Source organism: uncultured Campylobacter sp. (assembly GCF_937981295.1).
Classification (GTDB): domain Bacteria; phylum Campylobacterota; class Campylobacteria; order Campylobacterales; family Campylobacteraceae; genus Campylobacter_B.
Window position 1 is genome coordinate 134,464 of sequence record NZ_CALJPC010000071.1, and the last position, 24,672, is coordinate 159,135.

The 24,672-nt window shown below is 49.0% G+C and carries 26 protein-coding genes and 1 pseudogene; 3 read left to right on the plus strand and 24 right to left on the minus strand.

Annotation, left to right across the window (positions count from 1 at the left end; translation table 11 throughout):
* Positions 1-13 precede the first annotated feature (13 nt).
* Complete coding sequence (locus Q0135_RS06450; protein WP_297989265.1) at positions 14-2,797, plus strand: MMPL family transporter; 2,784 nt, start codon at positions 14-16, stop codon at positions 2,795-2,797.
* A gap of 278 nt (positions 2,798-3,075) precedes the next feature.
* Entirely contained in the window at positions 3,076-3,804 is a 729-nt protein-coding gene (locus Q0135_RS06455; RefSeq protein ID WP_297989266.1) for a hypothetical protein, read from the plus strand.
* A 155-nt stretch (positions 3,805-3,959) separates the two neighbouring features.
* Here the strand turns inward: Q0135_RS06455 and trxB are convergent, their stop codons facing one another.
* From trxB to mqnP, 19 genes and pseudogenes are all read right to left on the minus strand, one after another.
* On the minus strand, positions 3,960-4,904 hold the full coding sequence (gene trxB, locus Q0135_RS06460) for a thioredoxin-disulfide reductase (protein WP_297989268.1): 945 nt from the start codon (positions 4,902-4,904) through the stop codon (positions 3,960-3,962).
* Positions 4,905-5,014: 110 nt separating this feature from the next.
* On the minus strand, positions 5,015-5,329 hold the full coding sequence (gene trxA / locus Q0135_RS06465; RefSeq protein WP_295151069.1) for a thioredoxin: 315 nt from the start codon (positions 5,327-5,329) through the stop codon (positions 5,015-5,017).
* A 70-nt stretch (positions 5,330-5,399) separates the two neighbouring features.
* The gene (locus Q0135_RS06470; protein WP_297989270.1) at positions 5,400-5,738 is read right to left on the minus strand and encodes a YraN family protein; all 339 of its coding nucleotides are present in this window, start codon (positions 5,736-5,738) and stop codon (positions 5,400-5,402) included.
* A gap of 1 nt (position 5,739) precedes the next feature.
* Positions 5,740-7,008 (minus strand): homoserine dehydrogenase, encoded by a 1,269-nt coding sequence (locus Q0135_RS06475; RefSeq protein ID WP_297989271.1) that lies wholly within the window; start codon positions 7,006-7,008, stop codon positions 5,740-5,742.
* A complete protein-coding gene (locus tag Q0135_RS06480) occupies positions 7,008-8,213 on the minus strand; it encodes an LL-diaminopimelate aminotransferase (protein WP_297989273.1) in 1,206 nt (401 codons plus the stop codon). Before Q0135_RS06480 ends, Q0135_RS06475 begins: the two co-directional genes overlap by 1 nt.
* Before the next feature lie 152 nt (positions 8,214-8,365).
* Complete coding sequence (locus tag Q0135_RS06485) at positions 8,366-8,494, minus strand: hypothetical protein (RefSeq protein ID WP_297989275.1); 129 nt, start codon at positions 8,492-8,494, stop codon at positions 8,366-8,368.
* A 236-nt stretch (positions 8,495-8,730) separates the two neighbouring features.
* Complete coding sequence (locus Q0135_RS06490) at positions 8,731-9,750, minus strand: hypothetical protein (protein ID WP_297989277.1); 1,020 nt, start codon at positions 9,748-9,750, stop codon at positions 8,731-8,733.
* Complete coding sequence (gene rlmB, locus Q0135_RS06495; protein WP_297989279.1) at positions 9,722-10,423, minus strand: 23S rRNA (guanosine(2251)-2'-O)-methyltransferase RlmB; 702 nt, start codon at positions 10,421-10,423, stop codon at positions 9,722-9,724. Before rlmB ends, Q0135_RS06490 begins: the two co-directional genes overlap by 29 nt.
* Before the next feature lie 35 nt (positions 10,424-10,458).
* Positions 10,459-11,274, minus strand: a complete 816-nt coding sequence (gene rsmI, locus Q0135_RS06500) for a 16S rRNA (cytidine(1402)-2'-O)-methyltransferase (RefSeq protein WP_297989281.1) — start codon at positions 11,272-11,274, stop codon at positions 10,459-10,461.
* Positions 11,275-11,475 carry a 50S ribosomal protein L31 gene (gene rpmE / locus Q0135_RS06505; RefSeq protein ID WP_177387662.1) on the minus strand — a complete coding sequence of 67 codons (201 nt, stop codon included), beginning with the start codon at positions 11,473-11,475 and terminating at the stop codon, positions 11,275-11,277. It abuts the gene before it with no gap.
* A 338-nt stretch (positions 11,476-11,813) separates the two neighbouring features.
* Entirely contained in the window at positions 11,814-12,470 is a 657-nt protein-coding gene (locus Q0135_RS06510) for a 16S rRNA (uracil(1498)-N(3))-methyltransferase (RefSeq protein WP_297989358.1), read from the minus strand.
* Positions 12,470-12,952, minus strand: a complete 483-nt coding sequence (locus Q0135_RS06515; RefSeq protein ID WP_297989283.1) for a hypothetical protein — start codon at positions 12,950-12,952, stop codon at positions 12,470-12,472. Before Q0135_RS06515 ends, Q0135_RS06510 begins: the two co-directional genes overlap by 1 nt.
* 377 nt (positions 12,953-13,329) lie before the next feature.
* Entirely contained in the window at positions 13,330-13,551 is a 222-nt protein-coding gene (locus Q0135_RS06520; protein WP_297989285.1) for a hypothetical protein, read from the minus strand.
* Positions 13,551-14,132: a 6-carboxytetrahydropterin synthase gene (locus tag Q0135_RS06525; protein WP_297989286.1), complete on the minus strand. Its 582-nt coding sequence runs from the start codon at positions 14,130-14,132 to the stop codon at positions 13,551-13,553. Before Q0135_RS06525 ends, Q0135_RS06520 begins: the two co-directional genes overlap by 1 nt.
* On the minus strand, positions 14,129-14,872 hold the full coding sequence (locus Q0135_RS06530; protein WP_297989360.1) for a 4Fe-4S cluster-binding domain-containing protein: 744 nt from the start codon (positions 14,870-14,872) through the stop codon (positions 14,129-14,131). Before Q0135_RS06530 ends, Q0135_RS06525 begins: the two co-directional genes overlap by 4 nt.
* Positions 14,852-15,094, minus strand: a pseudogene (locus Q0135_RS06535) (7-carboxy-7-deazaguanine synthase QueE); the annotation flags it as partial. The pseudogene Q0135_RS06535 and the gene Q0135_RS06530, both read right to left, overlap by 21 nt.
* The gene (gene moaA / locus Q0135_RS06540) at positions 15,091-16,056 is read right to left on the minus strand and encodes a GTP 3',8-cyclase MoaA (RefSeq protein WP_297883215.1); all 966 of its coding nucleotides are present in this window, start codon (positions 16,054-16,056) and stop codon (positions 15,091-15,093) included. The pseudogene Q0135_RS06535 and the gene moaA, both read right to left, overlap by 4 nt.
* Before the next feature lie 80 nt (positions 16,057-16,136).
* On the minus strand, positions 16,137-16,496 hold the full coding sequence (locus tag Q0135_RS06545; protein WP_005869739.1) for a hypothetical protein: 360 nt from the start codon (positions 16,494-16,496) through the stop codon (positions 16,137-16,139).
* A 9-nt stretch (positions 16,497-16,505) separates the two neighbouring features.
* The gene (gene mqnP, locus Q0135_RS06550; RefSeq protein ID WP_297989287.1) at positions 16,506-17,375 is read right to left on the minus strand and encodes a menaquinone biosynthesis prenyltransferase MqnP; all 870 of its coding nucleotides are present in this window, start codon (positions 17,373-17,375) and stop codon (positions 16,506-16,508) included.
* Positions 17,376-17,471: 96 nt separating this feature from the next.
* Between mqnP and miaA the strand changes: the two genes are divergently transcribed.
* A complete protein-coding gene (miaA, locus tag Q0135_RS06555; protein WP_297989288.1) occupies positions 17,472-18,377 on the plus strand; it encodes a tRNA (adenosine(37)-N6)-dimethylallyltransferase MiaA in 906 nt (301 codons plus the stop codon).
* A gap of 148 nt (positions 18,378-18,525) precedes the next feature.
* Here miaA and Q0135_RS06560 read toward each other — a convergent pair whose 3' ends face one another.
* The 5 genes from Q0135_RS06560 to nuoK are packed head-to-tail and all read right to left on the minus strand — an operon-like array spanning position 18,526 to position 24,672.
* Positions 18,526-19,128, minus strand: coding sequence for a hypothetical protein (locus Q0135_RS06560; protein ID WP_297989289.1), 603 nt, complete (start codon positions 19,126-19,128; stop codon positions 18,526-18,528).
* 48 nt (positions 19,129-19,176) lie between these two features.
* Entirely contained in the window at positions 19,177-20,982 is a 1,806-nt protein-coding gene (locus Q0135_RS06565; protein WP_297989291.1) for an NADH-quinone oxidoreductase subunit N, read from the minus strand.
* On the minus strand, positions 20,972-22,501 hold the full coding sequence (locus tag Q0135_RS06570; protein WP_297989292.1) for an NADH-quinone oxidoreductase subunit M: 1,530 nt from the start codon (positions 22,499-22,501) through the stop codon (positions 20,972-20,974). Before Q0135_RS06570 ends, Q0135_RS06565 begins: the two co-directional genes overlap by 11 nt.
* 7 nt (positions 22,502-22,508) lie before the next feature.
* On the minus strand, positions 22,509-24,356 hold the full coding sequence (nuoL, locus tag Q0135_RS06575) for an NADH-quinone oxidoreductase subunit L (protein WP_297989294.1): 1,848 nt from the start codon (positions 24,354-24,356) through the stop codon (positions 22,509-22,511).
* Positions 24,349-24,672 (minus strand): NADH-quinone oxidoreductase subunit NuoK, encoded by a 324-nt coding sequence (gene nuoK, locus Q0135_RS06580; RefSeq protein WP_297989296.1) that lies wholly within the window; start codon positions 24,670-24,672, stop codon positions 24,349-24,351. The genes nuoL and nuoK overlap by 8 nt, the downstream gene beginning before the upstream one ends.

Genomic DNA, 24,672 nt, shown 5'->3' on the forward strand with positions numbered 1-24,672 from the left:
AAAAGAGCGGTATTTGAAAAAAATTTTTCGCCTAATCGTCGCGTTTCCGAAAATTACGCTTGCGCTGTTTACGGCGCTGGCGCTCTTTTTCGGATATTACTCCACAAAGCTCGAGATCGACGCTTCGACCCAGACGCTACTGCTTGATAACGACGAGGATCTTCAAATTTGGCGCGAAGTATCCAAGCGCTACGAAACGCCGAATTTCTTAGTCGTCGCCTACACTCCCGCGGGCGATCTTTTAGCGCCCGAGACGATCCGCAAGATAGCGCAGATGGATGCCGCTTTTTCTAAGCTGGATTTCGTCGCTAGCGTCACGGACATCACCAACGTGCCGCTTTTGCTAAACAAAAGCGAGGGCATGAGCGAGCTGCTTAAGCACATACCCACTCTTACCGACGCGGACGTAAATTTAACCGCGGCTAGGCGCGAGTTTGCCACAAGCCCCTTTTACGCGTCAAATTTAGTAAGCGCCGATCTTCGCACTACCGCAATTTTAATAAATTTAAAACCGCAGACTCGCTACGAGGAGCTTTTGCGCCTAAGAGACGGAGCCAAAAGCGCTCTAAAGCAAGCGGAGCATGAGAGCAACCGCTCCAATGCCCAAATTTCACAGCTCAAAGATGCGCTTAAAGCTTCGGAGCAAAATTTCAAATCCTATCGCGACGAGCTTCGCGAAAAAGATCACCGCGACATTGTGGCTTTGCGCGCGTTGATCGCGGGCTTTGAGAAGGAATTTGCGGGCGATAGACTGTTTTTGGGCGGACTAAATATGATCGCCGACGATATGGTAGGCTACGTCCGCTCGGATCTAACGACCTATGGACTCGGCGCCTTGGTGCTTCTGTTAGCTTGCTTTTGGCTCTTTTTTAGACAGGCGAAATTTATCCTGCTACCGCTCATCATCTGCGCGTATTCGGTCGTGCTCGCAGCGGGATTATTCGGCTTTTTGAGCTTTGAGGTCACGGTGATTAGCTCAAATTTCATAGCGCTTCAGCTCATCATCACGGTTTCGGTCTGTATCCACCTAATCGTCGCCTACCGCGAGTTTAGCGCGCGCTTTCACGCCTTTTCACAGCGCCAGCTCGTTTATGCGGTGCTGCGCGAGCGCGCAAGACCCTGCTTTTTCGCGATCTTTACGACCGTTATCGGCTTTATGTCGCTAATTTTTTGCGATATAAAGCCCGTAATTTCTCTGGGAATTATGATGAGCGTAGGCATCAGTATCTCGCTAGTTACGGCATTTGGAGTATTCGGCGCGGTTATGTCGCTTCTAAGGCGCACGCACAATAACCGCAGCTTCGAGCAGCACTTTAAATTTACGCTTTGGTGCGCCGAAACGGCGCTACGTAGCAGAAGCGCGGTCTACGGCGTGTGCGCTGCGGCGGTGATCTTCGGGCTATACGGCATCTCGCAGCTGCGCGTCGAAAACAGCTTCATCGGCTACTTCAAAAAAAGCACCGACATCCGCGCGGGTATGGAGGTTATCGATACCAATCTGGGCGGAACGATCCCGCTTGATATCGTCGTTAAATTTAAAAGCGCAGGCGGCGCAGATCCTGCTAGCGAGAGTGAAAATTCCGCAAGCGGCAGCGCAAATTTTAAGAGCGGCGAAAATTCCAATCCCGCTGGGCGAAATTTTGCGGCAAATTCTACTCGGCAAAATTCTATCGCGCAAAATTCCGCCACTCAGAATTCTACCGCCACGGTGCAAAATTTCAATGATCAAAATTTTTCCGAGCAAAGCTCCGCTGCGGCGGCGCAACCAAGCGGCGGCGCAAATTCAGATCAAACCCACGCCGCAAATTTAGAGCAAAATTCCACCGTGAGCGACGATTTTGGCGATTTCGAAGCCGAATACGCCGCCAACGAAAACAAGCCGCAGTATTGGTTCACCTCCGAAAAGATGCGTATCATCGGCAAAATAGATGATTTTTTGAAGGACAAAAACGTCACGGGGCACGAGTTTATCGGCAACGTAAGCTCGCTCGCATCGCTTTTAAAGCTCGGCAAGCAGATTAATCAGGGGCGCGATCTGGACGATCTAAGCCTTGCTTTGATCTACTCTGAAATGCCCGCAAACTACCGCGAATTGGTACTTTCGCCCTTTGTGAATATCAAAGCGAACGAGGCGCACTTTAGCATCCGCACGATAGACAGCGATCCGAATCTTCGCAGAGCGCAATTCCTAGCCGATCTTAAACGCGATCTGGACTCCCTACTCGCTAAAGATAACGTCACGGTGCAGATTAGCGGCATAATGGTGCTTTATAACAATATGCTTCAAAGCCTGATGAGCTCGCAGATAGGCACTCTGGGCATCACGGTGCTCGTGCTTTTCGTGCTTTTCGTGATCATCTTTCGCTCGCTGTCATACGCGCTCATCGCGATCGTCGTAAATTTGATCCCGCTTTGCGCCTGCTTCGGTATCATGGGGGTTGCGGGTATTCCGCTGGATATCATGAGTATCACGATAGCGGCGATTAGCATCGGTATCGGCGTGGACGACGTCATCCACTACATCTACCGCTACAAGCGGGAGTTTGCGCGCAGCGGCGACGAGGCTGCGGCGATCCGCGCGAGCCACGCAAGTATCGGATACGCGATGTATTATACGTCGTTTGCGATCATTTTAGGCTTTAGCGTGATGATGATGAGTAATTTCTGGCCTACGATCTACTTCGGGCTACTGATATGTTTGGTGATGAGCCTGCTGCTTTTGGGCGCGCTCATAATCCTACCTTCGCTAATAATGAGCCGAAAGGGATTAAAATTTAGCCTCTTTAAAGCTAAATAAATTTTATCTCGCTATAATTCCCGCATTTGGAGAGGATGGCGACCTGGTGGCGTCTGCGGACTTCAAATCCGATAGGAGGGCGGTTGACCGTTTTCCGGGGGGTTCGATTCCCTCCCTCTCTCGCCGAATTCTTTTAAAAATTCCATCTTTAAATTTTATCTTTCACGCTTTTAGCCACGTACTTCGCGAATTTATCTCAATTTTCAGCTCTAAATTTATCAGTTATTAAACAGAGATGGGTAGCATTGCTCGTTATAACTTTTCTTCAAGGAGCGAGTATGAAATACGCATTAGGCGCTGCGCTTGCGGCATTTATTTTTGCAGGATGCGGCGATAACGATGTGGAGCTTGTCAAAAACTACACCCTGCCCGATTTTGAATCTATGAGTATCGGTACGGCGATCGAGGGTTCAAAAATCTGCAAAAATATCACCTGGAGTAAAGAGGAAAATAGCGGATTAAAAACGGTTAAGATGGTCTGCGACGTGGATGTAGAGCAGAGGCTTAAATCATATAAACAAGAGATGTTGGACTCATCTTTAAAAAGGGTTATGACTTTTTATGAGGGCAAGGCTTACGACGCGCAGGGTTTGTTTAAGCTGGCAAAAGAATACTGCAAATTAAACGAAGCTAAATTTCAAGAAACGCTTAAAAATCAAAGGCAAAATAGAATTTTTGAGGAGGAATGGAAGTCGGTCGATTGCGACGACAAACTAAAAGGGGAGATACTAAAAGAAAGCAATACCGAAATCTACATAGACTCTATTATGGAGCGCTTAAAAGCAGCCGTTTATTACTCGCAAATAACAGAAGAGCAGTTGGACGCGAGCTTCGGACATAAAGAAGATGGGTTATCAAAGCTTGCTATCGAGCTAAATTTTATCGTAAATGAGGGTAAAAGCGTAACTCTGTCTGATAAATTTAAACTTATCACGAACGGTAAAGAAGATCCCGTAAATAAAATGAAGTCAAAAGATGTCATAGCGGGCTTCTACGAAAGGCAATAAGCGCCTCATCTCGCGGCTAAATTTTATGAAATTTTAAAATTTAGCCGCTTTTTATATCAAAATTTCATTCAAAATTTCAGGTGTGATTTTAAATTTAAAGCGCGACGGGAGTAGTTTCGCCCGCGGCGGCGTGAAATTTCACGCCTAATACAAGCTTATTTATCGTGTCCTTGCAGATACGCGATCGCGCTAAGTGCGGCAACCGCGCCGTCGCCTGCCGCGCAAACGACCTGCTTAGGCGCATCTTGCCTCATATCGCCCGCCGCGAATAGTCCGTGTACGCTTGTTTGCATCTTTAAATTTACCGCGACCTGCCCGCCCGGCGTGACGTCGCAGATGAACTTGCCGCTTTCATTCTTTAGCACCTCGTTTCGCACGTCAAGCCCCACGAATACGAAGATCCCCGGCAGCTGCAGCTCGCGCGCGGCGCCGCTGGTTTTATCCTTGACTACGACGCCCGTTACGCCGCTTGCATCGCCCTTGATCTGCTCTACGAGCGCATTTGTAATAAGCTCGATATTCTCACTTTCGCGCACCCTTTGCACGGTCGAAGGCGCAGCGCGAAACTCATCGCGGCGGTGGATCAGATAGACTTTGGAGCAGATTTTAGCTAGATACAGCGCTTCTTCTAACGCCGTATCGCCGCCGCCGAGGACGGCAACCTCTTTGCCTTTGTAAAAAAACCCGTCGCAGGTCGCGCAGGTACTGACGCCGCGACCGAAAAACTCATCCTCGCCCTCGATCCCCGCGCGGCGCGGAGTAGAGCCCGTAGCGACGATAACGGCGCGTGCGCGACGTGTTTGATCGCCCTCGAGATAGATCGTAAAATTTCCGTCGCCGTCTTTTGAGACGCGCAGCACGCGCACCATCTCGTGCTTCAGCCCGAAGCGGAAGCACTGCTCCTGCCAAGGCGCCATAAAGCTCATCCCGTCGGTCACCGCGGCGACGCCCGGGTAGTTTTCCATCTCGGAGCTTGAGGTGATCTGCCCGCCGGGCATCCCCATCTCAAACATCACGACGTCCTTTAAACCGCCTCTTGTAGCATAAAGCCCCGCCGCTAGCCCCGCAGGACCGCCGCCGATAATTGCTAAATCTAACATTTTTTCTCCTTAATTATTTTATTAAGTAAAGTCGCGGGCGCTAAATTTACGAATTTAATTAATATAACGATGAGTGGGAGAAAAAAGGGCGAAAGCCGCCCTTTTGAAATTTACAGAAGCGAGTTTAGCTTGTCGGCTATGATCTGCTTGGATTGCGCGCCGATGAGCTGAGCTTTTAGCTCGCCGTCTTTGAAAAATAGTATCGTTGGGATCGAGCGGACGCCGAACTGCACCGCAAGATCCTGCGCTTCGTCGGTATTTACTTTGCAAATTTTAGCCTTGCCCTCGTAATCGTTCGCAAGCTCCTCGATGATCGGGGCGATCATACGGCACGGTCCGCACCAAGGCGCCCAAAAATCGACTAGCGCGACACCCTCTTTAGTAACATCGAAATTCTCCGAAGTAAGCTCTATATACTTTCCCATAATGTTCTCCTTGTGTTAAAATTCTACGGATTATAGTTCATTATCTTAAATAAATAATAAAAATTCTAATTTAAAAAGATATGTTGGCGATAAATTTTATCTGCTTTGGATAAACTTCCACGACGTCGATCTGCCACGGCTCCTCCGTATCACAGCTCATCAGATAAAATTCCGCCGCCTTTAAAATTTTAGCCATCTTAGCGCCCGTCACGCGCTCTGCAGCGTCGTAATCGCCGCTCGTGGCTTTTACTTCTACAAAGTGCAAAATCCCGCCCTTACGCGCGATTATGTCGATCTCGCCGAAGCGGCAGCGGAAATTTCGCTTTAAAATTTCAAACCCTTCGCAGCGTAAAAATTCCACCGCACGGTCCTCGCAGGCAAAGCCGAAAAGATATTCTTTTAAGCTCAACTTAGCTTTCGATCCTGATCATAAAAGGCTTTTGCGTGATGAAATTTTCGCCGCTAATCACGCTTATAGCGCGCTTTATGTCCTTCTCGCAGCACGTATGCGTCGTGAAAAACAGCGTCACTTCCTCATCCGTTTTGAGCTTCGGCTTTTGCAAAAAGCTGTCGATCGAAAGATCGTTTAAGCTCATAATGTTCGTAAGCTTCGCAAGCACGCCCTTCTCGTCGCGCACGCGCAGCCTGAAATAATACTTCGTGCGGATCTGCTCGCTCGGTAGAATTTGCATAAAATTTTCGCTCGGCAAAATTTTATATCCGAGCATCGGGTTTTTGTTATCGCGCGCAATGTCGATGAGATCGCTTATAACCGCGCTTGCCGTAGCGCTTCCGCCGGCACCCGGGCCATAATACATACTCTCGCCGACGCAGTCTCCGTAGATGCTCACGCCGTTCATCACGCCGTCTACTTTTGAAAGCATCTGATCTTTTGAAATGAGCGCAGGATGGACGCGCAGCTCGACTTTGTTGTCGCACGCGCGCTTGGCTACCGCAAGCAGCTTGATTATGAAGTCAAATTCGCGCGCAAAATAGATATCCTCCTGCGTGATCTCCTCGATCCCCTCGATTAGGATATCTTCGGGATCGCCGTGCACGCCGTATGCGATGCTAGCTAAGATCAAAAGCTTATGCGCCGCATCGAACCCACCGATGTCAAAGCTTGGATCGGCTTCGGCATATCCGAGCTCTTGAGCTCGCTTTAGCGCGTCCTCAAATTTCTCGTTTTTTTGCATCATATTCGTAAGGATAAAGTTGCTCGTGCCGTTTACGATGCCGATTATTTTTTCGATACGATTGGCGCTTAGCCCCTCGCGCAGGGTTTTGATGATCGGAATTCCGCCCGCCACACTCGCTTCAAAGCCAAAAGGCGTATCGCCCGCCAAAGCCTGAAGCTTGTAGCGATGATAAGCCAAAAGCGCCTTATTTGCGGTAACGACCGCCTTTTTACGCTTTAAAATTTCGCTTACGATCTCATAGGGCTTTTCTACCCCGCCCATAAGCTCTACAAAAACGTCAATATCGTCGCGCTCAATAATGCTTTTTGCGTCGCTGCTAAGTGGAATTTGCACGTCCCTTTTTTTGCTCGTATCGCGCACGAGTCCGATTACGGGCTCTATACTAACGCCCGCGCGGGCAAGGATGATATCTTTGTTTTTTATCAAAATGTTTGCAACTTCGCTACCTACGGTGCCGACGCCTAAAATCGCTACCTTCATCAGATCTCTTTCAAATATTTTTTTATATTTCTAGCGGCCTGGCGGGTTCTATTTTCGTTTTCGATAAAAGCGATCCGCACATAATCGTCTCCCGCCGCGCCAAAGCCCACGCCGGGACTTACGGCGACGCGCGCCTTGGTAAGAAGCTGCTTGGAAAACTCCATACTCCTTAGATGAGCCGCCGCTGGCGGTAATTTCGCCCACGCAAACATCGACGCGCTAGGTTTAGCGATCACCCAGCCTGCGTCCGCAAAAGCGTCAATCAAAAAATTTCTACGCTTCTCATAGCTCGCGCGGATCTCCTCTACGCACTCCTGCGGCCCGTCCAGCGCGATCGTGGCGGCTACTTGTATCGGCGTAAACATACCGTAATCAAACCAAGATTTGATCTTTTTAAGCGCGGCGACGAGCTTTTTATTACCGCTAACAAAACCCACGCGCCAGCCTGCCATATTGTAGCTTTTAGAGAGCGTGTATGCCTCGACTGCGACGTCCTTCGCACCCTGAACCTCAAAAATGGACGGCGTTTTGTAACCCTCAAAAGCGATCTCTGCGTAAGCGATATCGCTGATGATATAAAACCGCTCCTGCCGCGCCATCGCTACGAGCCGCTCGTAGAAGCTCTTTTGCACGACGACGGTGGTAGGGTTATGCGGGAAATTTACGACGACGTATTTTGGGCGCGGAATGCTCTCGTCGAAAGTTTTTTGCAGATCGATGAAAAATTTATTCTCGTTAAAATTTAAATTTTCATCATAGGCAAGCGGGATTTTAACGACGTTGCCGCCCGCGATGATGAAGGCTTGGGTATGGATCGGATACGCAGGATCGGGCACCACTGCGACATCGCCCGGATTTACGATCGCGCTAGTTAGATGCACGAAGCCCTCTTTAGAGCCCATCACTGCGACGATCTCGCTTTCGGGATCCAAGATCACGCCGTATTTGCGCTTATACCAATTCGCGCAGGCAAGTCGCAGCTTGTAGATGCCCTGGCTTACGGAGTAGCCGTGCGTCTTGTCCTTTTGCGCGCTTTCGCAAAGCTTGTCTATTATATGCTGCGGCGTCCTGCCGTCGGGATTGCCCATCGAAAAATCGATTATATCCTCGCCGGCTCTGCGTGCAGCCATTTTTATGGCGTTAACCTCGGCAAAAACGTAATTTGGCAAACGCTCGATCTTTGAAAAACGGATTTCGTCAAACATCTCAAACCTCTTATCTTAAAGTAATTTTCAAGTCCCATTTGAAATTTAGCGCCTTAAGCGCCGCGATCCGCTCGTGCCGCGCGAAAGCTAGAATTTCAAGCCTTTGTAGCGGCGCGGCGGTGCTTTTATATCGCTAAGGCGATTTTAAAATTTTACCACACTAAAATTTTAAAACCGCCGAAACGTTGATCGTTTAAATTTATCGCATCGCGACCATTTGCGCGACATTTAAATTTACATCCGATCGAAACGACCGAGGCCTCCGTTTTGCAGGGCGCCATGGACGGCGCCTCTTAAATTTAGCGCGCTACCGCAAGCGCCCGCACCGTTTGAAATTTTATCGCACCGTTAATTTTACCTACGCCACTTGGAATTTTATCCAAGGCAACACGATTCAAACTTTTTAAATTTACAGCCGCAAGGTTAAATTTAAACCGAGCGCCGTAGCAAGCCGAAATTTCACCCTCGGCAGTGGCGAAGTCCTACGAACGAAGAGCCACGCACGAAAACGAGGATTTTACCACTTCTTGCCCTTGTTTAGGCGCAGAAACTCATCGGCTGAAATTTTAGTGATATTGCCATCTTTAACGTGAAATTTTTGAGTGTTTCTTTCGCTGAAAGTTACGTTGCCATCGGCTTTGCCGAGCTCAAACATCCCGTGACCGGTAGAGATTAGCAGCTCCTCATCTCCTTGCGAAGCGACGACGTAAGGGGCATTGATGACCATCTCGCGCTTCTTGCCACTTTTTAGATCGATGATACCGATCCACATCTTACCGCGCGGGCTAAGCACAATATCTTTGCTGGGCGCAGGTGCGCTTTGCGTGGCGTTTTCGTCGGTGGAATTTTCCTCCGTTTTGGCACTCGCACGCTCGATCCTGATAGAGCGGTCCAGCGCATTGAGCGAGCTTAAATTTTCATCCGCAACAGCGGCTGCATTGGCATCTGACTTTAGTGCGAATTTTTCATCTGTAGCGTTGTGCGAAACGACGTCGATACCGATGTTTTCAAGCTTTTTTTGAGTGTTATTTACGATTGGAGCGTCCGAGTAGGTGGTTTTGTTTTGTTCCCATAAAAGCGAGCCCAAAAATTCGCCGAAGCTTTTATAAAGTCCGAAATAAAAGATCGCCGCGATCAGCAAAACCGTGATCAGCAGCCACAAAAGCCAGCCGCCGCCGCTCCGCTCGGAGCTTATTTTTCTAGTGTAGACCTGCTCGACTTTGGCCTTTTTAACTGGCGCAAAGCCTTCTTTCGCGACCTCAAACTCGCTAAGCCAGTCCGACAGATCCAGCCCGAACTCGCGCTCTAAAATTTTAATGTAGCCCTTCACGTTAAAATTTGCTAGCTTCTCGAAGTCTTTGTTTATGATGTATTCTAAATTTTGCGCGTCGATGCGCGTCGTGCGCGCTATCTCGATCAGATCCATAGATTTTAATTTATCTAGATCACTGCTTTTTGGCTGCTGTGTTTGCTCGGGCTTCTCGGTTTGTTCCGCCTGCTCGTCCGTATTATTTAACTTCTCTTTTATTTCTTCCATTTAAAATTCCATCGCACAGTATCGCAAATGCCGCACTTACGTTAAGCGAGTCCCAGCCTTCGCGCATCTTTATCGATACCGTGCGGTCGCATTTTTTAAGCGCCCTAGCAGGTATCCCCTCTTCTTCGTTCCCCATTACGAGTGCGTTTTTTGCGCCGAGCTTTAACTCCTTAAAGTTCGTCCCGTCCGCACTCGCGGCATAAATTTCAAAGCCGCTTTGTTTAAGCTCGTTTAACACGCTAAGCCCGTCTGCGGCCTTAACGACGTTTAGCTCATACGCCGCGCCCGAGCTTGCGCGCACTACGCCCGCCATATTTAGATTATTTGCGACGACGATCACGCTATCCGTACCCAAGGCATAGGCGCTGCGCATGATCGCGCCGATGTTTCCGATGTCGGTAAGCCCATAAAGGATCGGCACGAATTTATCGTCTTTGACGCTAGCTAGATCGCCGAAGCTAAACTCCTCCACCTCGGCCAAGAAGCCTTGATGGTTGCCGCCGCGAGCGAGGGCTTGAGCTTTTTTCGCATCGGCGCGCTCGATTTTTACGCCGGTCGCGGCGATCTTTTTAAAAATTTCTTTCTCGCACTCCTTAGCAAGGATGATGCGGATAAATTTCTGCGGATGCCGGTTTAAAAGGTGCAAAAACAGTTGCTTGCCGTAAATAATCATTTTGGGATTTTAGCGAAAAACGGTTAAAATATGACTTAGCGTATCAAATTTTTATATATTTCTTTGGCGGGTTCGCCGCTGATTTTTGAGAGCAGTTTTGCTTTTATTTTCGGCGCGATCTCAAGCGACAGAATATCTTCTTGCGTGATTTTTTCAAAGCTTTTCTCGCCTGCGCCGTCAATCACGACGCACCATTCGCCGTTTAAATTTGCGCCATTTAGGCTGGATAAAACCTCTGCGGCGCTACCAAAAAATTTTGTTTCAAATTTTTTCGTAGCTTCTTTGATTGCAAAAATTTTGCGCTGTGCGTCGATCCCTGCGATCCGCTCAATTAGCTTTACCACGCGCTTTGGGGATTCGTAAAGTACGCATGGATAGGGGCTTTGCATTAAATTTAGGATCTGAGCTTTGCGCTGCGCGCCGTCATTATTCAAAAAACCTAAAAAGCTAAATTCTTTCTCCACTAGCCCGCTTGCGGCGGCTGCGAGCAGCAGAGCGTTTGCGCCGCTAAGCACCTCGTAAGCTACGCCGCTTCGCTGCGCAAATTTTACGAGCGCAATCCCAGGATCGCTGATGCATGGCATTCCCGCGTCGCTTACGTATGCGCAAGCTTTTTCGCGCATAAGCGACGAATCAAAGCCCGCGAAAAACTCCGCTTCGTTGTGCGTGTGCAGCGAGTAAAATTGTGAAATTTTAAATGAAATTTGAAATTTATCGGATAATAGGTTTAGAAGTTTTTTTGAAACCCTCGTATCCTCGCAGATTAGGATTTCGCAGCTTTGCAATACCTCAAGCGCGCGGCTCGAGATATCGCTTAGATTTCCTATCGGCGTAGGAATGAGATATAGCAACTATTTCATTCCGTATTTTTGCTTAAATTTCTCGACGCGGCCCGCGCTATCTACGATCTTCTCGCTGCCTGTGAAAAACGGATGGCAGTTGGAGCAGATATCGACGCGGATCTCAGGCTTGTTCGAGCGCGTTTTAAAAGTGTTTCCGCAAGCGCAGGTAACGGTCGTTTCGACAAAGTTTGGATGGATATCTTTTTTCATTTTTGATCCTTTTTGATGATTTTAAAAGGTTGCGATTATACAACTTTTTTATCTAAAAAGCAAATTTAAAGGGTTTTAAAAATCTCTCGGCGAAGCGGCAATTTTTTTCTCAAGCATACTTTTTGGACGCGAAATTTTAAAATTTAGCCCGCTTTGCGGGTAAAATTTTGATTTACTGCGACCTGCGGCTGCGTGCAAAATACAGCGCGCAAAGATACGCCGCAGCAAATACGCGCCGCGCGTTAAGCCGCTGATAAACATAACAGGTCACGCAAGGCAAAATTTAAATTCCAAAATTTAAAGCGCACGACTTTCAAATTTTAAAATTTGCCGAGCGTTTAAAACATCAGCTTCGCGCAAGTTGCGATCAACGCGGTGTTTGAGCGCAAAATATAAGGGCTATTAAGCGCATAGGCGTTTTTAAATTTCTCTCTTTCGCGCAGCGAAAACCCGCCCTCGGGGCCTACGAACGCGATCTCGTCGCCGCCGAAAATGTCGATGTTCTTGCCGCCAAAATCGATCAGGCTTACGTTTTCATATCTTTGCGCTAGCTCGTCCGAGCCGCTCAAAATCTCGATCTGCATGATGGAATTTCGCCCGCACTGCTGCGACGAGTTGATCAAAATCCGCTCCATCCTCTGCAGATCGAGCCTCACGTTTTTCTGTGACAGATCGGCATATACCAAAATAAGCTGCCCGACGCTCATCTCGTTTAGCGCAGGTAGGCTCTTTTCGATCACGGCGCTCTCGACGACTGCCCAAGCAACGCAAAAATCGTGGCTCGGCGTAAAAGCCGAGCTTTTAAAAACTAAATTCAAAGCCGCACCCTTACGCGAAATTTCAGAGATCTCATATAGATAACTCGCCCCGTCCTTTAGATTTCGCACGTCTATGCGCTCGCCCGCCCTTGCTCGTCTGGCCTTTAGGTGCAAAAACTGATCATTCTGCAAAATCAGGCTCTGTTCGCCTGCAAACTTATCGTAAAAATATACCATCAAATAACACTCGCTATCAAAATTATCGCTAAGCTTAGCCCCAAAATCACCCGCATTTTGCGCTGATACGGCGCAAAGTTTTGACTTAGATACGCTATTTTCAGCCGCTTGTACGATACCGCGCTAAGCGCGATCATCGCTAGCGATCCGACCGCCATAAAGTAAATTTTAAAGCTCAGATCAAAGCGCAGCACCGGCAGCATCACGCTTCCGCTAATTATCAGCGCCGCGAGAGTCGCATAATATATCGGCAAAAACAGCCTGATGCGCCTAAGAAATCTAAGCCCCGATCTGCTTTTTTGCTTTAAATTTTCAGCTTGCGGCGCGGAGGCGGCAGAATTTAAAGCCTCTTTGCGCGGGCAAAATTCCGCCGCCGCGTCGATCTTAAGCTGGGTAAAGATCAGATAAATTATCGTTAAAATCGCCGCAGCTAGCGCGAAAAACTTATGAAAACCCAGGGCGCTTTGATACAGATAATCCATTACTTCCGCCGGAGGGTTAAATTTGCAGGATAAAATTTTGCGCGGCTAGAGCCGAAACGACCGAATTTCAACGCAAATTTTTTCGGCGCGAGATAAGACAGACCTGTTCCGCGCCTTTGAAATTTTAAAAACCTTTCAAAGCGGTCGCGGATATTTATTGCGCCAAAATTTACCGCGCGCTCTCTCAACTCCGGTTTTGCGCCGTATCTCTCGCGCCAAGAATGAAATTTTGCGGATAGAGCTTTATAAAATTTAAAATTTCTCTGCGTAGATCGCACTGGCAAAAATGACACCAAAATCGCGCTTGCGCGCCGCATACAAACAACGCAAATTTTAAAAATTTTCAAATTTAGCCGCTGATTTTTCAACGCTCCGTCCTATTCGGTCACCGGAAGCGGCGGCATATCGGCATTTATATCGACTTTAGGCTCGCTAGGTGCGATAGGCACGTCCTTCGGCACCTCGCTATCCACCGGCGGCTTTTGCAAGGTGTCCTTTTTCTCATCGTCGCAGCCGCCCAAGGCAAGCGCGCAGGCAAAGATCGCGCACGCGGCAAAAACGCGCACAAATCCCGCGCCAAATTTAAAGAAATTTCTCATCAGCAATCCTTTGGATAGATGATTTTTTCGCCGCGCAGTAGCTTTTGCCAAAGCTCCGGCTGCCTCCACTCCTCGCGCACGGCCGGCGAGAATTCTATCTCTTCCAGCGCGATCTCGCCCATCTGCGCGTTGTAGGCGTCCTCGCGGAAGCACTGTGCGTAGCCGGTGGCCGTTTCGTGCACGATGACGCTGTGAAGCTTTACTTCGCGCTCGCCGTTTTGCATCTGAGTTAGGCTCAAAAGTCGGTCTACAAGGATGAAAAAAATTCTACAAAACTGCTCCGCGCTCGGATTTAGCGGTATCTGCACCCAGCGCGCGCTGTGTTTTTTAAGATCCGCGATATAGCTCGCATCATCGCGCGCGTAGATCGTCGTGGCGTGGTCGAAACTATCAATAAGCTCGCGAATGCCGAGCTTCATGTAGCCGAAGTCATAAACCATCCCCGCTTCATCCAAAAAATTTGAGCTAAGCAAAATTTCGCATCTGTAGGAGTGTCCGTGGATGCTCGTGCGGCACCGCTTCGAGCCGCACAGGCGCACGATGTGAGCGTTTTCGAATTCGTATAATTTCCTGATTATCATACCCCGTCCTTCTCGCCCCAAATTCTAATGTGTAGGCGATCGGAATAATTATAGCCGTTTTTTAGGCAAAAATCCACGCAAAATTGCGCGGCGCTTTCCAGCTCGCGACGATCTGCGCTGCGCGGCATACAATAAACCTCGCTCTCGCACGCCGCTAAAATTTCGGCGATCTCGGGCTGCGCGTCAAACTCGGGCGAGATAACGAACTTATAAAAGCTATCCTTTGCGTTTTGTTTTAAATTTCGTAGCACGGCGAAGCTCAACCTGCGTCCGCGCGGCTCGGCGGAGTTTGAGAGTTTAGGCGAGATCGCAAATACGCAGCTTTTGTAAGCGGGAAAATTTTCAAAATCCACTAAAATCGTGCCGTTGGTCTCAAAATGCACCGCGTGTCCGCGTGCGAGCAACTCGCAGACGAACTCGTAAAATAGCGCCTCTTTGTGATGTAACATCGGCTCGCCGCCTGTAATAACGACGATCGGCTTTTGATAAAGCTTAGCGCTCTGCGACGCGGCAGCGCTTTGCGGATCTAAATTTAAAGAATTCTGCGCCGCGAAATTTAAAGAATTTTCGCTCGTTAAATTTAAAGATTTTTCTGCGCTCTTGCCTGGGCGGAGAAGTGTTTGCGCGGCGGCGGAATTTAACGTATCGCTTTTAGAAAAAGCTTCGGCGGCGCAAAAACCCTGCGCAGAGCATGCGGGCGTGAAACAGGACGAATCGGATAAATTTGGAATTTTATTCAAAAGCTGCGCTAAATTTAAAATTTCTTCGTGCTCAAAATGGCTCGTAAAAACCGCGCGGATCGTATCGCAGCCGCGCAAGATCTCGCCGGTCTTTGGCGAAATGCGCTCGCCGCCAAAGCCCTCGCAGCGCAGATTACAGCCCGCAAAGCGAAAGAAAAACGCGAGCCTGCCCGCAAATTTACCCTCGCCTTGGATACTTAAAAAGCTCTCTACGAGCCTCATCCGCCCGTCTCGTAAAATGCGCGGCTTGAAATTTCATTCGAAGCGTCCGTTTGCCAACGATTTTTTTCGGGCTTATTCGCTAAAATTTTAGCCAAAATTTCGGCGGCTGCGGCAATGTCGCCCTCTTTGACCGCCTTTTTGATACTTAGCGCGTCCTCGAAGTAAAGACACGGGATCAAAAGCCCCTCGGCGCTTAGTCTGATACGGTTGCAGCTCTCGCAAAAATCGTGTTTGTGCGGATCGATGATACCGAAGGTATAGCCGTCCCCGAGCGCATAAAGCGACGCGGGCGAGCTCTGCGATTTCGGCAGAGCGGTAAAGATAAATTTACGCCTTAAAATATCTAAAATTTCACTCGATTTTAATCCCGTAAGATCGCCGGCATGGGTGTTTTCCATAAATTCTATAAAGCGGATCTGACAATCCTTCTCGCGGGCAAATTCCAGCAAATAAATAAGCTCGTCGTCGTTGATCCCTTTTAGCGCGACGGTATTTAGCTTGACCTTTAGCCCCGCTTCAAGCGCGGCGTCAAGGCCTTCTAGGACGTTATAAAGCACGCCGCGCTGAGCTATAAATTTAGCTCGCTCCGGTCGCAGCGAGTCAAGCGACATATTGATGCGCTTTAGCCCTGCGTCTTTCAGGGCGCGCGCGTAGTTTTTGAGATAATACCCGTTGGTGGTAAGCGCGAGATCGATACCCGGAGCGTAATCCGCGATCATCTTTATAAAATCCTCGATCCCCTTTCGCACCAAAGGTTCGCCGCCCGTGATACGGATCTTTTTCACGCCGCCGTCGATCGCAACTTTGACGAATAAAAACATCTCCTCAAAGCTTAAAATATTCTCTCGCGGCACCCAGTTAAACGGCGTGCTCGGCATGCAATATCTGCATCTGAAATTACACCGCTGCGTAACCGAAATGCGCAAATAATCGATCGTTCGTCCAAATTTATCAATTAGCATATTTTGCCTTAATATCAATTTGCGGCGATTATATAAAAAACAAAGCGATTTTGCAAAATTTTATTTTTATATTGCTCAGGCTATTTTCTTACCGAGCCGATGAGCTCTTTAAGCTGATCTAGCAGCGGCCTAATCTGCTTTTCTACCCGCTCGTCGATCATCGTAGGCACTACATCTAGCCTCTGCTCTATTGTCTCGTCGATTACGTCGGCAATCGCGTTTATATCGATGTTGGGAGCGACTTTGCCGCCCGAATCGATCATCTCTTTTAGCTCCTCGACCTTCTTTTTAAGCAGATAGTTTTCCTGCATAGCATCGGTCAGCACCTGATCGAAGCGCTCGAATTTTTTATCCGCTTGCTTATCCTTAAAATATATGACGAAAAACATCAAAAATATAACGACGCAAAGTCCTAAAATGATGATAGTGTTAAGATCCATAGGGGTTCCTTAAAATAAATTTACAAAAACAAAAGCAAAAAAGGCGATGCCCAAGTAGCCGTTGAGCGTGAAAAACGCGCGATCAATCTTGCTAAAATCTTTCTGCACGATCTTATGCTCGAAGTACAGGATCGTCGCACACGCAGCCACGCCCAGATAGGCAAAAAAGCCTAAATTTGCCGCTGCACAAAACAGCAGCCAAAAAAGCACCGCTACGGCGTGAAAAATTTTGGAGATAAACATTGAAGCTTCCTTGCCGTAAAGCGCAGGGATGCTGTAAAGCCCCGCCGTGCGGTCAAATTCCATATCTTGAAGAGAATACAGCACGTCAAAGCCGCCTACCCAAAATACTACTCCAAAGCACAGCAGCACCGACCACAGCGGAATTCCACCGCTAACGGCGATCGCTCCGGCAATCGGCGCAAGCCCTAGGCAAAAGCCGAGCATCAAATGCGCGGTCTCGCTAAAGCGCTTAAAATACGAATACCCGCCCAATGCCGCCAAAATCGGCACCGAAAGCTTAAACGCCAAAGGATTTATAAGCGCCGAAACCGCTATGAAAACCACTGCGTTTGCGATGATGAAAAGCAGTAAATTGCCGCGCCCGATCCGTCCGTCCACGCTAGGGCGCGAGGCGCAGCGCGGATTGGCGCGGTCGATATCCTCGTCCAAGTAGCGATTTAGAGCCATTGCAAAGCTTCTCGCGCTCACCGCGCATAAAATCCCCAAAAAAAGCAACTTCCAGCCGAACCAAACCGAGCCGTTTTGCAGCTTGCTTGCAGTAATCATCGCCGTAAAGATAAACGGCAACGCGAAAACCGAATGTTTAAAAACTATTAATTCGTTGATATCGGATAAAATTTCTTTAAATTTAGCCATTTTGCCCCTTATTTTGGGCACCATTGTATCAAAAAAAAGTAAGAATAGCTCTAAATTTGATATAATTTGAACGAAAAATTTACGAAAGGAAACGCCTTGAGCCAAAATCAAAACTCGCACGCAAGCCCGCAGATCGCGATCATCGGTACCACCGCAAGCGGCAAAAGCGATCTTGCGCTAAGTATCGCGCGCGAGACCGGCGCCGTGATTTTGAGCCTGGATTCGCTCTGCATTTACCGGCAGATCGACATCGCAAGCGCTAAGCCAAGCGAGGAGCAGCTACGCGAGATCAGGCACTTCGGCGTAAATTTAATCTACCCAAACGAGTACTTCAGCGTCGGCGAGTTTATCAAAGAATACGCAGCCGCGCGGGCTTTTGCGGAGCGTAGCGGCGCGCCTTTGATAATCACGGGCGGCAGCGGATTTTATCTAAAGGCGATGCTAAGCGGGCTAGCGCCGAAGGTTCCCGATTTTAAAAGCGAAATTTCAAACGATGAAATTTACGCCCTAGCGCGGCGGATCGATCCGGAATTTGCCGCAAAGCTTAGCGCGGCAGACAGCTTTCGTTTAAAAAAATGGCTAAGCATTTATAAATTTTGCGGCGAGGCGCCGAGTAAATTTCTGCGCGAAAACACCGCTCCGCCCGTGATTTCGGATATTAAAATTTTTGAGATCGACGCGCCCAAGCAGTGGCTTGCAGGACGTATCGAGGCGCGCACGAAGGCGATGTTTGAGCGCGGGCTTTTGGAGGAAGCGGAGTTTTTATTCGCTCGCTACGGCGCGGAATGCAGGGCGCTATGCTGCATCGGGCTAAAGGAGTGCGGGCAGCTTTTGCGCGGGCAGATCTCGCGGGCGCAGTGCGAGCAGCTCGTAAGCCTGCACACGGTACAGCTTGCAAAGCGCCAACGCACTTTCAACCGCTCGCAGTTTGCGGATAAAATTTCGGCGCCGCCGCAAGAGCTGGAGCGTGAAATTTTAAAATTCTTTCGCTACGAGATTTAAAATCGAAATTTATCAAAATTTGTGCTCTTACTAGAAAGCAGCGGGGCAAGGGAGTAAAATTTAGATTTAAATTTTACCGCGCCGGTCGCATCTTTGAAATTTTGCGGGTATGTTCCGAGCCTTGCATGGCGCAGAATTTCGATTAAATTTAACCGCCTTCGCAAATATCAAAGCTAAATTTATCGTTATCAAGCCTATCAAAATTTTGATTTTCCGCGCTTGCGTTGCGCTTGAAAATAAAGGCGTAGCCGTATTTCTCGAAGTGCTGCGAGCTGTTTTTTAGCCCAACGACGCAAAGCTCGTAAGTGCCGCTTTGCAAGCCAAGTTTGAGCGTGGAATTAAATTTTCGCATCTTGCCCGCAGCGCCGCTTTGGCACTCATAGCCTAGCTCGAGTTCGCCGCTTTTTAGCTTATCGAAACGATACTGCAAAGCATCGAAGCTCGCTAGGATCGCGGAGTCGCTTTGCGGGGCGAAATACAGCCTATCGCGCTTGAAAGCTACTTCGTAGCCCGCAGACGGCGCAAACTCCTCATCAATGCAAACGAAGATCTCATAGCTGCGCACCGTAAGCGGGTATAAGGGTAAAGCTTTAGCGCCCTTTACGGCGTCATAAAACAGCTGCTTGTGCGCGTCCCAGTAGCTTAGAAGCTTTTTTGCTCTGCATTTTCGCTCCTTTAAAAACTCACTCAAATCGCGCACATCAAGCAGCGCAAAACCGTAGCCGTCAGCACTTAGCTCGCCCAAAAACATATCTCTCCTTTGTTAGAGGCACGGCGGGCTCGCGACTAAAATTTAAGCTCAATACCCGCTTAAAAAGACGAAATTATTTACCGCGCCGGTTAGGAATTTCACCAAAAACGGCGCCAGCACGCACGCCACGCTAGCTAGCACGACGGCGAATTTTATCTGCACCGAGACCGCGCCCAGCGAGCCGTTAAGCTCCGCGTCCGCCCGCGGCTCGTGCAAAAACATACGCACGATGAGGCGCAGGTAGTAATACAGCGCGAGCGCGCTATTTACCGCCATGATGACGGCAAGGGCGAAGTAGCCCGAATTGACCGCGGCGCTTAGCAGATACATCTTGCCCCAAAACACGCTAAACGGCGGAATGCCCGCAAGCGAGAGCATAAAGATCGCCGCGCATAGCGCAAAGAGCGGATGGGTGCGGATCAGCCCGTCAAATTTTTCAAACGGATGCTCAAAGCGAGCCGCGAACTTGGAGCTTTGCTCGAAAGTTTCGGCGCCAGGCTCGCAAGTTTTAGTGCCGAAAAGGCTCTCTTCCGCGCAGAGCTCGCTCGTTTTCAAATTTGACCCGCTTGCTTTAGAATTTTGCTCGGCCGTCTTGGAATTTTGCTCGCTTGCTTTAAAGCTCCGCTCGCCGCAAGCTAAATTTTGTCCGTTCACTCCTAAATTTAACTCATTGGCAAGGTCTGCTAGCTCCTGGTTTTGCGAAAAAATGGACTTTGCGTTTGAGATAAAATTCCCCTCCTCGCCGTTTGCATTTAAATTTAAAGCAATGCTTTGGGTTTTAAATTTTAAATTTAACGAGCGCGCGCGCCTTTGCCGTACGCACCAGATGAAGGCAAACGCCCCGAGGTTTGCCACGGCGTATAGGATCCAGTAGGTGAAAAGCGCCGCATTTGCCTGCGTCGAGCCGATCACGATCGCGCAGAGCACGAAGCCCGCGTGCGAAACGGAGCTGAAAGCGAGCATCCGCTTGACGTCGCGCTGTACGAGCGCCATAAGGTTCGCTAAGCTCATCGTAAGCACCGCTACGGCGTAGAGCACGATGTTTAGCCACTGCACGCCGATGCTTCCCAGCGCTTCAAACAGCCTGATCGCCACGACAAAGCCCGCGATCTTGGGCACGACGGACAAAAAGCCCGCCATAGCCGAGCTCGCACCCTCGTAAACGTCGGGCGTCCAGGTGTGAAACGGAATCAGCGAGAGCTTAAATCCTATCGAGACGATCATAAATGAGCAGGCGGCGAAAAGCAGGGCATTGGTTTGTAAATTTGAACTCTTGGCGATCTGCGCGATATTTGAAATTTCCATAGAGCCGGTCGATAGAAAAAACATCGCCGCGCCGAATGCGAAAAACCCGGATCCCAGCGCGCCCATTATGAAGTATTTTAGCGCCGCTTCGACCGAACGAGCGCGGTTGTGAAGCGCGATTAGCGTATAAAGCGCCAACGAACCCGTCTCAAGCCCCACGAGGATCATCATTAAGCTTTCGCTCGCGACCATAAACTCATACCCCACGAGCACGAATAAAAACAGCACGAAAAACTCCGCAGTATGGTACTCGTGCGCGCTTCTTGCACCCAAAGATAGAAAGATGAAAAATATCGAACCTGCGAGCATGATAAGCATCGATAGCGTCGCGATTCCGTCCACTAGCATCACGTCGAAAAGCCCGCGTATGCCGCTGTTGTATCCAAAAACAAGCCCGAAGCCCAGAGCTAGCGCCAGTATCGTGATGACGGCGTAAAATTTATACGATAACGTGCGCGCAAAAAGCGAAACCGCGAGCATCAGCAGGGCAAACCCTCCAAGTATCGCCATAGGCGCGATCGAGGCTAAATTTAAAAGATTATTTTGCATCGCTTCTTACCTTAAAATTTGCTTTTTCCATATAGGCGCGAGTCGCGGTCTGAGAGGCTTTGTTAAACATCAGCTCAAGGCTTTGCGTCACGCTAGGCTCAATGCTCTTTAACATCAGATTCGGCGCGACGCCAAGCACTACCACCAGCACGCAGATCGGTATAATAGAGCAAAGCTCGGTTCTGTTTAGATCTCTTAGCTTTTTATTCTCCTCATGCACGAGCGCACCGAAGAAGGTCTTTTTATAAAGATTCATCGAATAGATCGCGCCCATTATTATACCGAGTCCGCCCAAAAGCGCATAGCTAAAGCTTATTTTAAAAATCCCCGCAAGGCTTAAGAATTCTCCCACGAAGCCGATCGTAAGCGGAAGCCCTATCGAGCCTAGCAGCACGACGCAAAAACAAAACGCATAAAGCGGCATCACCCGCGCAAGCCCGCCGAACTCGCTGAAAAGCTTCGTATGCCTGCGGTCATATAAAAAGCCTACGAGCATAAAGAGCCCGCCGCTTACGATACCGTGGCTTATCATCAAAAATACCGCACCGCTCATTCCTTCGCGGCTCATTGAAAAAATTCCTAGCATTATGACACCCATATGCGCGATCGAGCTATACGCGATTACCTGTTTGATATCCTTCTGCGCAAAGGCGATGAAGCTTGCATAGATGATCATAACGATCGCTACGGCGCACATCATCCCGCTAAAATGCACGCTCGCGTCGGGAAATAGCGGCAGCGAAAATCGCACGAAGCCGTAGGTGCCCATCTTAAGAAGCACGGCGGCAAGCAGCACCGAGCCTATCGTAGGAGCCTGCCCGTGCGCATACGGCAGCCAGGTATGAAAAGGAAAGCAAGGCGTCTTGATCGCAAAGGCGACCGAAAATGCCAAAAATAGAGGAATTTGCGTACTAAGCGGCAACGATAGGCTCTGCCAGTTTAGGATATTAAAGCTATACTCGCCCGTAGCCTCGTGATAGAAATAGCTCATCGCTACGAGCCCTACGAGTAGAAACATCGAACCGAGGAAGGTATAGATGAAAAATTTCACCGCGGCGTAAATTCTCTTGCCGCTGCCCCACGCGCCGATGATATAGAGCATCGGAATAAGCGAAAGTTCCCAAAAGATGTAAAACAAAATCGCATCCAGCGCCACGAAAACGCCCACCATCGTCATCTCTAAAAACAAAATGCAGATGATTAAATTTTTGGCGCGCTCTTTAATGCTTAGGCTAAGCAGCGCCAAAAAGGTAACCAGCGTGCTTAGGATCACTAAAAACAGCGAAATTCCGTCCACGCCGATGAAGTAGTTGATGCCGTATTCGCTTATGAAAGGGTGCAGCACGCTAAACGCGATGCCGTCCACCGGCTCGTAGAGTATCCACAAAACGAGCGAAAGCACGAACTCTATAAAGCTCATCGTAACGGCGTAGGTCTTGATGCTCGCTTCGTCGATCAAAAAGCCCAAAACCGCAGCTACCGCCGGAAAAAATATAACCAAACTTAAAAAGTATTCCATGCCCACCTCACAGCGCAAACGCCAAAATCAGCAAAATGAAAGATCCCAAAACCATCCACCTTAAATTTGCGCTCAAATCTCCGCTATTGCTTACGCGATCCGCACCCTCGCCGCTTTTTACCGCCACGCGAGCGATCAGATCGGCGCTGGCGTCTATGATCGCGCCGTCGCATTTAGCGCAGATCTCGCTAAGCTTAGCGTATCCGCGCACGATCACGCGCTCGTAAATTTGCGGGATAAAATACTGAGCGATCAAAATTTTATAAAATTTGCAGTTCTTTAAATTTTGGCTAAATTTACCCTTGCCGTATGTCCAAATCGTGCCGATCGCCACCGCGCTTATCATCGCTAGCGTTATGGCGATCAAAATTACCTCCACGCCGTGCGGGATCGAAGCTTTAAAGCCCGGCAGTATGCTAAGTACGAACTCCGCAAAATCGTGCTCGAAAAAGCCCGCAATCACCGCAGGCACGGCCAGCACGCCCATCGCGATGAGGGCAAAGCCTTTTGCCTCGTGCGGATGGTGCGAGTATTTTGCCTTACCAAAAAACACAAGCATTATTAGACGCACGCTGTAAAACGTCGTCATCGCAGCGCCTGCAAACAGCAGCGCCCAGATAAAATACGCGTCCGCGCTCCACGCCGCTTCTAAAATTTTATCTTTTGAGAAAAAGCCCGCGAACGGATAAAATCCGCAAAGCGCAAGCGAGCCTATGCACATTAAAATCGCCGTAGGTCGCATAAACTTATATAATCCACCCATATTTTGGATATTTAGATCGTCCTTCATCGCGTGCATTACGTTGCCCGCGCCCAAAAATAGAAGCGCTTTGAAAAACGCATGCGTCGCTAGATGAAATAGCGCGATCCAATACGCCCCGAGCCCCGCGGCTACGAACATATAGCCAAGCTGCGAAAGCGTGGAGTAGGCGATGATTTTTTTAAGATCGTTATGAACCAGCGCCATCGACGCCGCAAAGACCGCCACGAAAGCGCCCAAGCAGACGATAAAGCCGCTTACTTCGGGCGCGAGCGCGAAAATCGCATTTGCGCGGATCACCAGATAAACGCCCGCCGTAACCATCGTCGCTGCGTGAATAAGCGCGGATACGGGCGTCGGACCCGCCATCGCGTCTGCCAGCCAGGTATGGAATGGAAACTGCGCGCTTTTGCCCATCGCGCCGATGAATAAAAGCGCGGCGATCAGAGTTAAAATTTCAGGCTCCAAGCCCGCCGCGTTCGCAAATACCACCTCGTACCGCAGCGAGCCGAAATTTAAATAGATCAGAAAAATTCCAAGCAACATCCCAAGGTCTGCGATGCGGTTCATTATGAAAGCTTCGTTGGCGTACCAGCTGTAATTGCTCCTATCATACCAAAAGCCTATTAGCAGCCACGAGCAGAGTCCGACCCCCTCCCAGCCGATGAAAAGTCCTAAAAAATTATCGCTCGTTACCAAAACCAGCATCGAAAAAACGAAAAGCCCCAGGAAGCTGAAAAATTTAGCGAAGTTTTCATCATCCCACATATAGTAGATCGAATACACGTGCACTACGCTGGAAACGATGCCTACGACCACCATCATCACCGCACTTACGCTATCGATAAGAAAGCTAAATTTTGCGTCCAAAAATCCCGTGCTTATGAAATCGGCTAAATTTACGCTGATTAGGCGGTTGTCAGAGACGAGCTCCATCAAAGCAAGCGACGCGATAGTACTTAAAATCACCAGCGCCGAGCAGATTACGCCAATAAACATCTTATCTTTGGCGCGAATGAAAACGCCTGCGAAGATCGCCGAGGCAAGCGGTGCGAAAAGGGCGATTAAAAGCCACACAAAAACGGTATCAAGCATCCGGTCCATCCTTGGAAGGATTTTTAAAATTTACGAAGCCGTCAAGTTCGATGCTGCCCGTTTTCTTATACCACAAGATGAGTAGTCCAAGCCCCACGGCCATCTCGCTCGCGGCAATCGCAACGATGAAAAGCGCAAAAATTTCGCCGTTTATATTGTCGTAAAATTTCGCCACGGCGACGAGGGCTAAATTTGCGGCGTTTAATAAAATTTCGCTCGAAAAAAAGAGCATTATTAAATTCCTTCGCTTCATCATACCCGCAAGCCCGAGCCCAAACATCATCGCAGCGACGATCAGATAGTGATTTAGACCCAT

Excerpts from the sequence above, each read along its gene's own strand:
- Q0135_RS06455 (WP_297989266.1), top strand. The coding sequence starts at position 3,076 with ATGAAATACGCATTAGGCGCTGCGCTTGCGGCATTTATTTTTGCAGGA.
- nuoL (WP_297989294.1), bottom strand. The coding sequence starts at position 24,356 with ATGCTTGATACCGTTTTTGTGTGGCTTTTAATCGCCCTTTTCGCACCG.
- Q0135_RS06560 (WP_297989289.1), bottom strand. The coding sequence starts at position 19,128 with ATGTTTTTGGGCGAGCTAAGTGCTGACGGCTACGGTTTTGCGCTGCTT.
- Q0135_RS06510 (WP_297989358.1), bottom strand. The coding sequence starts at position 12,470 with ATGGTATATTTTTACGATAAGTTTGCAGGCGAACAGAGCCTGATTTTG.
- Q0135_RS06490 (WP_297989277.1), bottom strand. The coding sequence starts at position 9,750 with ATGGAAGAAATAAAAGAGAAGTTAAATAATACGGACGAGCAGGCGGAA.
- moaA (WP_297883215.1), bottom strand. The coding sequence starts at position 16,056 with ATGCTAATTGATAAATTTGGACGAACGATCGATTATTTGCGCATTTCG.
- trxB (WP_297989268.1), bottom strand. The coding sequence starts at position 4,904 with ATGTTAGATTTAGCAATTATCGGCGGCGGTCCTGCGGGGCTAGCGGCG.
- Q0135_RS06545 (WP_005869739.1), bottom strand. The coding sequence starts at position 16,496 with ATGGATCTTAACACTATCATCATTTTAGGACTTTGCGTCGTTATATTT.
- Q0135_RS06570 (WP_297989292.1), bottom strand. The coding sequence starts at position 22,501 with ATGGAATACTTTTTAAGTTTGGTTATATTTTTTCCGGCGGTAGCTGCG.
- Q0135_RS06565 (WP_297989291.1), bottom strand. The coding sequence starts at position 20,982 with ATGCAAAATAATCTTTTAAATTTAGCCTCGATCGCGCCTATGGCGATA.
- Q0135_RS06520 (WP_297989285.1), bottom strand. The coding sequence starts at position 13,551 with ATGAGAAATTTCTTTAAATTTGGCGCGGGATTTGTGCGCGTTTTTGCC.
- Q0135_RS06475 (WP_297989271.1), bottom strand. The coding sequence starts at position 7,008 with ATGAAGGTAGCGATTTTAGGCGTCGGCACCGTAGGTAGCGAAGTTGCA.
- nuoK (WP_297989296.1), bottom strand. The coding sequence starts at position 24,672 with ATGGGTCTAAATCACTATCTGATCGTCGCTGCGATGATGTTTGGGCTC.
- trxA (WP_295151069.1), bottom strand. The coding sequence starts at position 5,329 with ATGGGAAAGTATATAGAGCTTACTTCGGAGAATTTCGATGTTACTAAA.
- rpmE (WP_177387662.1), bottom strand. The coding sequence starts at position 11,475 with ATGAAAAAAGATATCCATCCAAACTTTGTCGAAACGACCGTTACCTGC.
- Q0135_RS06485 (WP_297989275.1), bottom strand. The coding sequence starts at position 8,494 with ATGGCGCCCTGCAAAACGGAGGCCTCGGTCGTTTCGATCGGATGTAAA.
- Q0135_RS06525 (WP_297989286.1), bottom strand. The coding sequence starts at position 14,132 with ATGATAATCAGGAAATTATACGAATTCGAAAACGCTCACATCGTGCGC.
- Q0135_RS06515 (WP_297989283.1), bottom strand. The coding sequence starts at position 12,952 with ATGGATTATCTGTATCAAAGCGCCCTGGGTTTTCATAAGTTTTTCGCG.
- rlmB (WP_297989279.1), bottom strand. The coding sequence starts at position 10,423 with ATGATTATTTACGGCAAGCAACTGTTTTTGCACCTTTTAAACCGGCAT.
- Q0135_RS06480 (WP_297989273.1), bottom strand. The coding sequence starts at position 8,213 with ATGTTTGACGAAATCCGTTTTTCAAAGATCGAGCGTTTGCCAAATTAC.
- mqnP (WP_297989287.1), bottom strand. The coding sequence starts at position 17,375 with ATGGCTAAATTTAAAGAAATTTTATCCGATATCAACGAATTAATAGTT.